This window comes from Lapillicoccus sp. (assembly GCF_046595215.1).
Classification (GTDB): domain Bacteria; phylum Actinomycetota; class Actinomycetes; order Actinomycetales; family Dermatophilaceae; genus Lapillicoccus.
Genome location: NZ_JBKJPP010000042.1, coordinates 1 through 9,441, shown reverse-complemented (window position 1 = coordinate 9,441; position 9,441 = coordinate 1). Strand labels below are relative to the sequence as shown.

Below are 9,441 nucleotides of genomic sequence, written 5' to 3'. Positions count from 1 at the left end.
ACTAGTTGACCAACAAGAAGTCACTCCCGGCTGCCGCCGGCACAGCCAGCCGCTCGAAGACGTAAGCGTCAAAAGCCTGGACCACCAACGAATCCAGGGGCCGATCAACACTGGAAGGAACTCCTCACGGAGGCCGGGATCCGCGACAGCCGGCTGCACGATGCAAGGCATACCGCCGCGACCGTCCTACGCATCCTGGGCGTGAGCCAGCCGATGATCATGAGCGTCATGGACTGGTCCAACCCTGCGATGACTTAGCGGTACGAGACGAGGACCGGGAACGCCGGTCGGGGCCCTGAGGCTCCGACCGGCGTTTCCGCTGGTCAGCGGCGGTGGCGGTGGGATTTGAACCCACGGTGGAGTTTCCCCCACACACGCTTTCGAGGTCTGCCCCGCGGGATTCAGAGCCCGCTGCGAGCGTTCAGACACGCTCAACGGCGATCCACAAGGCCCCGACCGCCATCCTCGCCTTAATCGTGGCACCCGACGGATTCACCGTCGATCTCGCGGTCAAGGTGGGCTCACTCACCGGCCGCGCCGATCAGGGCTACACCGCCCGGCAAGCCGCCTACGACCTGCGTAAGCTGCGCGGGCGAAACAGCTGGTCGTCAAACCCGGCTGGGCCCGCCACTACCGGGTGCCAACCGAAGAGGCGGCACCATCGCCCTCCGAGACCAGATCATCACCTCGATCCGTGCCAGCGTCCGCCGACCCGGACCCGGACGGCCCCCGACGGCGCGCACCCGCCTCAACCGCGCCCACACGAAGACCTCCGAACCCGCATGCGCACGCTGTCCCAAGACCTCGCAATCAGCACAACCGCATAGCCACCAAATTGTCGGTAGTGCGCCGCAGTGCCTTGGCGATGCCTGGTCCCTAGTGGCTGACCGTTGCGGCGTACGCCGGTGGCTGGGGGAACCCGCCGGCCTGGGCCTCGACCGCCTTGGCGACCTTCAGGCAGGTCGCGTCCTGGAAGTGCTTGCCGATGATCATCAGCCCGGTCGGCAGGCCGTTGACCAAGCCGGCCGGGACGCTGGTCGCCGGGTGACCGGTGCAGTCGATCGGGGCCGTGTTGACGATCATCTCCAGGGCGCGGACGATGCTGGTCATCAAATCGTCCTGATTGCTGACTAGCGTCGTCGCGGTGATCGGCAGCGTCGGCATGACCAGCACGTCGTAGGTCTCCAGCGCGTCGTCGTAGGCCTTGCGCAGGCGCGGGACCAGGTCCTGCGCCATCGCGTAGTAGCGTCCGTAGGTCGAGGCGAGCGAGTAGCCGCCACCGAGGGCGACCAGCTTGGTCGTGGCGGAGAAGTCATTGGCCCGTTCGTGGCGCTGCTTGCCGTAGTGCGCCATCAGCTCTGGGTCGTACCAGCCGCTGTAGTTGTAGCCGTAGGCGTTGCCGTCGATCATCTGCGCGGTCGCCCCGTCGGTGGCGACGACGTTCCAGATCGCCATGCCGTGCAGGTGCCATGGGATGCTCACGTCTTCGACGATCATGCCTGCCTCGGTCAGTCGTTGCGCGGTCGCGCGGACTGTCGCGTCGAGCTCGGGGTCGGAAAGCCCTTCAAGGCCGAAGCCTTCGGTGACGATCCCGACGCGCATGCCCGTGACGTCGCCGTCGCTGTCGGCGTCGTAATCCGATGACGCCACGCCGGACGGCTGACGGGGGTCCTTACCGCCGTCGTACCCGGCGATCACCGACAGCATCCGGGCCGCGTCGGACACGGTGCGGGTGATCGGGCCGAGGTGGTCGAGGGTCAGCTCGATCGGGAACGCGCCGGTGTAGGGGACCAGGCCGTAGGTCGGCTTGTGCCCGACCGTGCCGCAGAACGAACTCGGGATGCGCACCGAACCGCCCTGGTCACCACCGAGGGCGATGTCGACCTCGCCCGCAGCGACGAGCGCCGTGCTGCCGCTGGACGAACCGCCGGTGGTCCGGGTCGTGTCCCACGGATTGCGGACCGGCCCGCTGTCGGAGGTGTGGCTGGCGCCGGAGAAGCAGAGGCTTTCGCAGACGGACTTACCGACCACGGTCGCACCGGCCTCGAGCAGGCGGGTGACTACGGTTGCGTCGTACTTGGGCACGTAGCCCTGGACCGTGCGCGAGCCATTCATCATCGGCACGCCGGCCACGGAGATGTTGTCCTTGATCGCGACCCGCAACCCGTGCAGCGGACCGCTTGCGGCGCCGGGGATCTCGGTGCGGACATACCACGCACCGAGCGGGTTGTCCGCCGGAGCCGGGAAAGAGCTGCCGCGCCCGGTGGGCGCCGACGGCGCGGTCTCGGCATACAGCAGTTCCACCAAGTCGTACGCTGCTGCCGACCCGGCGGTCAGGCTCTCGTAGGTCGCGAGCTCAATCTCGGACAGAGTGATCCCGAACTTACTTCCAGCGGCGATCAGATCGTCACGGTCTGGGGGACGAAAAGCCATCTTCACTCCTAGGAGACGTTGAGCCATCAAGGCGCATCAGACTTGAACGGGCCTGTGCTGCTCGCGGATCTGGCCCGCCGGTGTTGGACGGGTGAAGGCCCAGCGTATGCGGCAGCATTGGTTGAGCGGGTCGCGGAAGCCGAATACTTAGCCGGGCAGCTTGATGCCGCCCCATCGATCCTGAGCCGTGTCCAAGCGGGGATCCCTCACTGAGCAAGAACGCACACCCAGCGCGGCAGATCCGGACGTTCACGCCTCGTCGTCCGTTCGGCGGCTCACCTTCGGCCCGTCTGGATCGAACGTGGCCCAGCACCGGCGCTGACGACCAGCCGCCGCTCAGACGATTGACCACCATCGAGTAAGAGACCATCATGACCACACCTGCAATCGGCGGCCCGACCCAACCTGTCCTCAGGCCGTGCATCAGTCCTTCCCCGCCAGCAGCCATCCAGAGGAGAGACCATGAGTGACGAAGTCCGAACGGTCACCGTGCCCCATCTCGGCACCTCGACCATCGGTTACGAGTTTGGCAAGCCCTACGATGCCTCGCTCCCGACGCTGGTCATGGTCAACTCGTTCAGCACCTCGGTTGAGCTGTACCGGCCCCAGTTCGCTCATACCGAACTCAGTGAAACCGCCAACCTGCTTGCCATCGAGCTGTACGGCCACGGTGAGACGCGCTCCACGTACGAACACTTCACCTATTGGGACAGCGCCGTCGCCAACCTGCAGGTTCTTGACGCGCTCGGCATCTCCGAGGCGTTCGTCCTGGGTACGTCGCAAGGCGGATGGGTGGCGGCCCGCATGGCGATGCTCGCCCCCGACGCAGTGAAAGGCATCATTCCGCTCGGCACCTCGATGGATTACGAGAGCCAGCGCAGTCGCGACCTGGGGTGTTGGGACGGAATCGATTTCTGCACCCCTTCAATCGACGCACTTGCCGAAAGCGTCGGCGACGAGTGGATCGTTCCGGTCGAGTTCGTCGATGCCGTCCTCGAGGCCGGCCTCGGTGAGGACCTAGCGCCCAACGAGCGCTCGTTCTGGCATGCGACATACCAGAAGAACTACACCGGTGATGCGGGGCGTCAGCGGCTCCGGATCAGCACTATCAATTTGCGTGATCGTGACGGCTTGCACGGCCGACTCGACAGCGTGAGATGTCCGGTCCTGTGGATGCAGGGCACGGCTGATCAGGTGTACTCGGTGCCCAATGCCGAGGACGAGATCAGGCGGTTCGTCAATGCTGCCGACACTGAGCTGCGGGTTGTCGAGGGCGGCCAACACTTCCTGAGCGCCTCGAACCCGGATGACGTGAACACGGCGACGGTCGAGTTCATCAACCGCTGGAAGTAGCGGCCCAGGCGCGGTGACGCGCCGCAGGAGTACACGACACAGACAGCTCGAGGCAGCAGGCGACGCGTCACCAGCCAGCCCGCGGACGTCCGCTGATCGGCATTATGCCCGTGCTCTTGTTCTTGTCGAGGGTGGATCGGGGTGGGCCCTTCCTCGCTCGCTAGTGTCTGCCGTTGCTGGTCGGTGTCAACGTCGTTCAGGCTCGCTGCGCTGCGCGTGCTCCACGTTGACGGCTCGGGCGCCCCGGCGTGGGGCGGCATGGATCGAGGAAGGGCCTCGTGTGGTGGACCGTTTCGGGAAGAGGGCAACCACGAGAAAGGCGAGCCCGACGAACACGGAGAAGAACAGTCCCCGCCCGGCCTCGAGCATCACCGGCCAGTCTGGGCTCCAGGTGACGCTGAGGTCGATAAGCCCGAAGCCCGGGATGATGAGCCATGAAAGCGCAAAGAGCAGCGCGAGGACGCGCACTGCAACGAACAGCATCTGGTCATGTCAACCCGACATGGCACGAGTGTCAACGGAACGACATGCCCCCAACCTGGATGCGGGAACAACTGCCGGCGATCCGCTACCTGCGGCATTTTAGGACATTGAATCCGGGATGGTGAGTAACGGCATACTCGGGAGATGCACGCGATATCGAGGCGGTACGTGTTCGCCGCAGCCGTCGCGACCCTACGGTGTCTGGTGCTCACCCCGGAACAGGCGTATGTATTCGCATCGCCCGAGCCTGCGGGCTGGTTGGCGCCGCTGGACACGCCACTGCGCGGCCTCGTCGATAAGGGGCGGCGGGCACTGCCGCACCTCGACCCCCACCACATCTTCGGCCGGTTGTTATTCCCGAGTTTCCTGCTACGCGCCTACGCCTTCGTCGGGATGCGTCTTTCACAACGAGATAGAGCGGGTCGAGTACAGAAAGCAATGGGATAGGTCGAGCCGACCCAATCGTGGCTCTGGCCTGAGTTGTGCCGGTTTAGTTACCACCCCGGCGGAGGTCGTAGAGGATGGCTTGGGCCTCGGCGGGGATGCGTGGCGGGACGGTGATCGTGGCGCCGCTGATGGTCACGGTCGCTGAGCGCAGGGGGCGCAGGGTGGTGATGATCTTGCGGATGCTCAGCCCGGTCGCGGCTTGAGCGGCGCGGGAGACGGCCAGGGCGGCGAAGACGACGGTCAGGTGGGCTTCGACGCTGGGGCGGATCCGGTGGAACACCGGCCGCGCGGCAGGGTCGGACTTGGCCATCCGGAAGGACCGCTCGACCTGGTACAGGTCGTGGTACGCGGCCGTGACCTGCGGGCCCGTCATCGTCTCGGCCGGGATGTTGGTGACGTAGCCCTTCAGCCCGGCCAGGAACCGGGCTCGCTCGACGAGGTCCCAGTCGACACCCTTGGTCGCTCCCTCAATGTTGACGAACCGGTCCTTCTGCAACCGCCTCGTGCCGTCGGCGACCTTCTCGGCCCGGGCGATCATCGCGTTGATCGCTTGTCGTGCTGGGACCGCTTGAACTTGTACTGGTGCACCACCCCCCGCTCCCGAGCGGCCTTCCCGGTGCCCATGGGGCGGGTGGTCTCGAGGCACTGCCCGTCGGTGAACACGTTGCCCTTGCTGCGGAAGTGCTCGGCCAGGTCGTACGGGGCCTTGCTGATCCGGGACCCGACGATGAACGCAAACCCGGCTCTTCCAGCGCGAGCAGGTTCGCCGCGGACAGCATCCCGGCGTCGGCCACATCGACGATGTCGCGCACGGCGTGACGCTCCCGGAACGCGGTCAGGACCGGGATCAGCGTCTTCGTCTCGGCCTTGTTGCCCTTGAACAGGTGCACCTGCACCGGGAACCCGGTCGCGTCGGTCAAGAGGCCCACGGTGACCTGGGGGTCGACCCGGCGTTCCTTGTTCATCCCGACCTTGCGCAACCACGTGAACGCCTCGTCCTTGACCGCGTCGAAGCCGAGCGCGTCGAACACCCCGCGCCGCGCCTCCCACACGACCAGCGACGCGGTCCCTCGACCACCGCCTGCCCGACCGGGCGGCCCCCACCCGAGGCCGTCTCCAACGGCAACAGCCCCTGGCCGGCGTGCAGCTGCTCCTGCGCAGCCTGCAGCAGCGCCGCCAGCTGAGCCTCGTCATGGGCCGAGCCGATGTGCACGATCCCGAGCACCACCCGGCCCTTCTTATGCACGATCTGAACCGCGGTCGCGCCCGAGGCCGTCGTCACCTGACGCACGAACGAGCCCATCCAGCGAGGCTACCGGCCCCTCACGGGAGGTTCTTAGTGACCACTTACGGGCCGCCCGCGCGACAATGCCGCAGGTCAGCGTCTTGGCCACCGCCCAAGTCATCCCGGGCGGTACAACTCAAGTCTGGCGACCTCGGCAATCCTGCCCTACGTTGGCCATAGGGACTCGTCGCCCACTCCGGAGGTACCCCATGTCAGCCAGGCCCGACGTCACCTTCCATGCCTCACCACGACTGGCGATGGAAGCGCCCGCCGAGACGCTGGCCTACACGGTGATGCTGAGCCCCGACGGCTCCGCACCCGACGGGCTGGCCGTGGTCGACGTCGACCCCGACTCCGCGTCATTCGGCGAGATCGTCCACCAGGTACTGATGCCGAACACCGGCGACGAGTTCCACCACTTCGGCTGGAACGCCTGCTCCTCGGCCCTGTCACCGTTGACAGGGCACGCCTTCCTCGAGCGCCGCTACCTGATCATCCCGGGCATCCGGTCGTCGCGGATCTACGTCGTCGACGTCAAAGGTGGCCCGACGGCAGCCAAGCTGCACAAGGTCATCGAGCCTGAGGAGATCTTCGCGAAGACGGGCTACTCGAGGCCTCACACGATCCACTGCGGCCCCGAGGGGATCTACGTTTCGACGCTCGGCGGCGGCGGGGCGGACGGCACCGACGGCCCTCCCGGCATCTTCATCATGGACTGCGAGACCTTCGAGGTGCTCGGCCGCTGGGAAATCGATCGTGGTGTTCAGGACAAGCACTACGACTTCTGGTGGAATCTTCCGCGCGACTACATGGTCTCCTCCGAGTGGGGACTGCCGCCGCAGTTCGAGGGCGGCATCGTCCCCGAAGACCTGCTGAGCAACAAGTACGGCCACCGCCTCCATTTCTGGGACTTGCGCGGCCGACGCAACGTGCAGACCATCGACCTCGGCGAGAACCACCAGATGGCTCTTGAGGTGCGGCCTGCCCACGACCCCTCCCGTGAGTACGGCTTCTGCGGCGTCGTCATCGACACCACCAACCTCGAGGGGTCGATCTGGACCTGGTGGCGCGAGAACGGTGAGTTCCACGTCAAGAAGACCGCGACGATCCCGCCCGAACCCGCGGACCCTGATGATCTGCCGCCGCTGCTCAAGGGATTCGAGGCGGTGCCGCCTCTGGTCACCGACATCGACCTGTCTCTGGACGACCGGTTCCTCTACGTCTCGTGCTGGGGCACCGGGGAGATGCGTCAGTACGACGTCAATGACCCGATGAACCCCACACTCGCCGGCTCGGTCCGCATCGGCGGGATCACCCGCAAGACCGCGCATCCCAGCGGAGCGGAATACCTGGGCGGACCTCAGATGGTTGAGGTCAGCCGGGACGGCAAGCGGGTCTACTGGACCAACTCGCTCTACTCCACCTGGGATGACCAGTTCTATCCCGACGGCGTGCCTGCTGCCATGGTGAAAGCGGACGCGGGCGGCGAGGGTGGGCTGACCCTAGACGACAGCTTCTGGGTGGAGTTCCCCGACGGATACCGCTCCCACCAAATCCGCTTGGAAGGCGGAGACTGCTCGACCGACAGTTTCTGCTACCCCTCGGCCTGAGCGCGCTCATCCACCGTGGACATGGGCGAGGCGTCCACCGCCGCGCTCTGGTGGGCGGTCGCGCTCTCGGGGATCTATCACGGGCTGAACCCGGGCATGGGATGGCCGCTGGCGGTCTCGGCCGCGCTGATGGAGCGCCGGTCCTCGGCGCTGGTCAGTGCTCTAGGGATGCTGGCGCTTGGCCACTTCCTGGCGATGGCGGCGATCTTGCTGCCGTTCTCGATGGTCAGTGCGCTCGTTGAGTGGGAGACGCCGATCCGGCTGGTCGCGTCGGGCGTCGCGATCGGCTTCGGCGCATACCTGCTGATCTCGCGGTCACATCACCCCAAGTACCTCGCTCGGGTTGCCCCGCACCGTCTCGTGTGGTGGTCGTTCCTTGCCGCAACCGCCCATGGCGCTGGCTTGATGCTGCTGCCGATCTTCTTGTCGATGAACCAGCCCGACATGGCAGGCGAGCACGCCGCCCTGAGCCAGCTCGTGACCGACCACACCGCCCCCGCGTTGCTCGTCGCCGCCGCGCACACACTCGCGATGCTGTCGGCCGGCGCAGTGCTGGCGATCCTGGTCTACCGCTGGTTCGGCTTGCGGGCCGTATCGCGCACGTGGTTCAACCTCGACATGGTGTGGGCGCTGAGCCTGATGCTACTGGGACTGCTCAGTGCAGTGGCAGCCCTGTGGCGGTGAACCCCACGCTGGCGGCAAACGCGGCGGTTGACGCACCGGGCAGTACCACGAGCAGGCCGTGACGAGGACTGTCACTGACCAGGCACATCGGTCCTTCTCAATTGGTGAGCTCCCTAGTTGGCTTCGCCCCGACCCCCAGCTGCACCTCAACGGCCGACCGGCCGCGACTACAGGACATCCCAACGACAACGTCGAGCAGACGCAGGACACTGAGCTAATCGCTGACGTGCTCGGGACGAAGGTCACCGATCGGTTTGCGGACGGCGGCGTCCTGCTCCTCGCGGATCGTCTCAGCGACCTGGATGGCGGGAAGACCTCCTGACCGACTCAGGAGGCCGCGCGGATCACCCGTTGACCCTGCTGGCCCTGGGTGCGAGGTATTACGGGTCTGTGAAGGATGCGTCGGTGGCCACCGCTCGGTGACGGTTGACGTCATCGTGGAGGGATGGCTACAGCTTTCGTGTTGTCCGGAGGCGCGAACCTGGGTGCCGCGCAGGTCGGAATGCTTACTGCTGTCGCTGAGGCGGGAGTCCACCCAGATCTTGTGGTCGGCACCTCGGTCGGAGCGCTGAACGGAGCGTGGGTCGCTGCAGAGGCCCCGCTCGAAGACCTGGGCGAGGTGTGGCGATCGCTCCGGCGCAGCTCGGTGTTCCCTACGCATCCGCTTCGTGGACTGCTCGGCTTCTCCGGGCGCAGCGATCACCTGGTCAGCAACAGTGGCCTTCGGCGCCTCCTGCGCGATCACCTGAGGTTCGATCGACTCGAGGACGCGCCCATCCCACTGCACGTCGTGGTCACCGATGTCCTCACCGGCGCCGGGCGGGCGCTCTCGTCCGGGCCGGCGGAGGACGCGATCCTCGCCAGCACGGCGATCCCGGGTGTCCTGCCCCCGGTCTCGCTCGACGATCGGGCCTACATGGATGGGGGCGTCGTCAACAACTCGCCGATATCGCACGCGATCGAGATGGGCGCCGACACGGTCTGGGTCTTCGCGACCGGCTACTCGTGCGCCTTGAAGGAGCCGCCGCGGTCCGCGCTCGGGATGGCCTTGCACGCCACGACCTTGATCGTCCAACGGCGCCTGCTGCTCGACGTCGAACGCTATGCACCGGTCGTTGACCTGCGCGTGATCCCGCCGCTGTGTCC

Annotated in this window: 7 protein-coding genes, 1 tRNA gene and 1 pseudogene; 5 read left to right on the top strand and 4 right to left on the bottom strand. The window is 66.3% G+C overall.

Annotated elements, in window-relative coordinates:
• The first annotated feature begins 30 nt into the window (after nucleotides 1–30).
• A complete protein-coding gene (locus ACLL9L_RS04145) occupies nucleotides 31–258 on the top strand; it encodes a tyrosine-type recombinase/integrase (RefSeq protein WP_411283383.1) in 228 nt (75 codons plus the stop codon).
• 69 nt (nucleotides 259–327) lie between these two features.
• Here ACLL9L_RS04145 and ACLL9L_RS04140 read toward each other — a convergent pair.
• Together ACLL9L_RS04140 and ACLL9L_RS04135 are read right to left on the bottom strand one after the other, a co-directional pair.
• Nucleotides 328–461 (bottom strand) — tRNA-Phe (locus tag ACLL9L_RS04140).
• A 415-nt stretch (nucleotides 462–876) separates the two neighbouring features.
• Complete coding sequence (locus ACLL9L_RS04135; protein WP_411283382.1) at nucleotides 877–2,433, bottom strand: amidase; 1,557 nt, start codon at nucleotides 2,431–2,433, stop codon at nucleotides 877–879.
• A 462-nt stretch (nucleotides 2,434–2,895) separates the two neighbouring features.
• On the opposite strand from ACLL9L_RS04135, the gene ACLL9L_RS04130 reads away from it, so the two are divergent.
• Nucleotides 2,896–3,786 (top strand): alpha/beta fold hydrolase, encoded by an 891-nt coding sequence (locus ACLL9L_RS04130; protein WP_411283381.1) that lies wholly within the window; start codon nucleotides 2,896–2,898, stop codon nucleotides 3,784–3,786.
• 186 nt (nucleotides 3,787–3,972) lie between these two features.
• On the opposite strand, the gene ACLL9L_RS04125 is transcribed toward ACLL9L_RS04130, so the two are convergent.
• Together ACLL9L_RS04125 and ACLL9L_RS04120 are read right to left on the bottom strand one after the other, a co-directional pair.
• The gene (locus tag ACLL9L_RS04125; protein WP_411283380.1) at nucleotides 3,973–4,269 is read right to left on the bottom strand and encodes a hypothetical protein; all 297 of its coding nucleotides are present in this window, start codon (nucleotides 4,267–4,269) and stop codon (nucleotides 3,973–3,975) included.
• Between the two features lie 490 nt (nucleotides 4,270–4,759).
• Nucleotides 4,760–6,019: pseudogene (locus tag ACLL9L_RS04120) on the bottom strand (transposase).
• A gap of 191 nt (nucleotides 6,020–6,210) precedes the next feature.
• Between ACLL9L_RS04120 and ACLL9L_RS04115 the strand changes: the two are divergent.
• From ACLL9L_RS04115 to ACLL9L_RS04105, 3 genes are all read left to right on the top strand, one after another.
• The gene (locus ACLL9L_RS04115; RefSeq protein WP_411283379.1) at nucleotides 6,211–7,611 is read left to right on the top strand and encodes a selenium-binding protein SBP56-related protein; all 1,401 of its coding nucleotides are present in this window, start codon (nucleotides 6,211–6,213) and stop codon (nucleotides 7,609–7,611) included.
• A gap of 21 nt (nucleotides 7,612–7,632) precedes the next feature.
• Entirely contained in the window at nucleotides 7,633–8,295 is a 663-nt protein-coding gene (locus ACLL9L_RS04110) for a hypothetical protein (RefSeq protein WP_411283378.1), read from the top strand.
• A gap of 445 nt (nucleotides 8,296–8,740) precedes the next feature.
• Nucleotides 8,741–9,441 (top strand): patatin-like phospholipase family protein (locus ACLL9L_RS04105; RefSeq protein ID WP_411283377.1); only part of this gene is annotated, 701 nt, incomplete at its 3' end.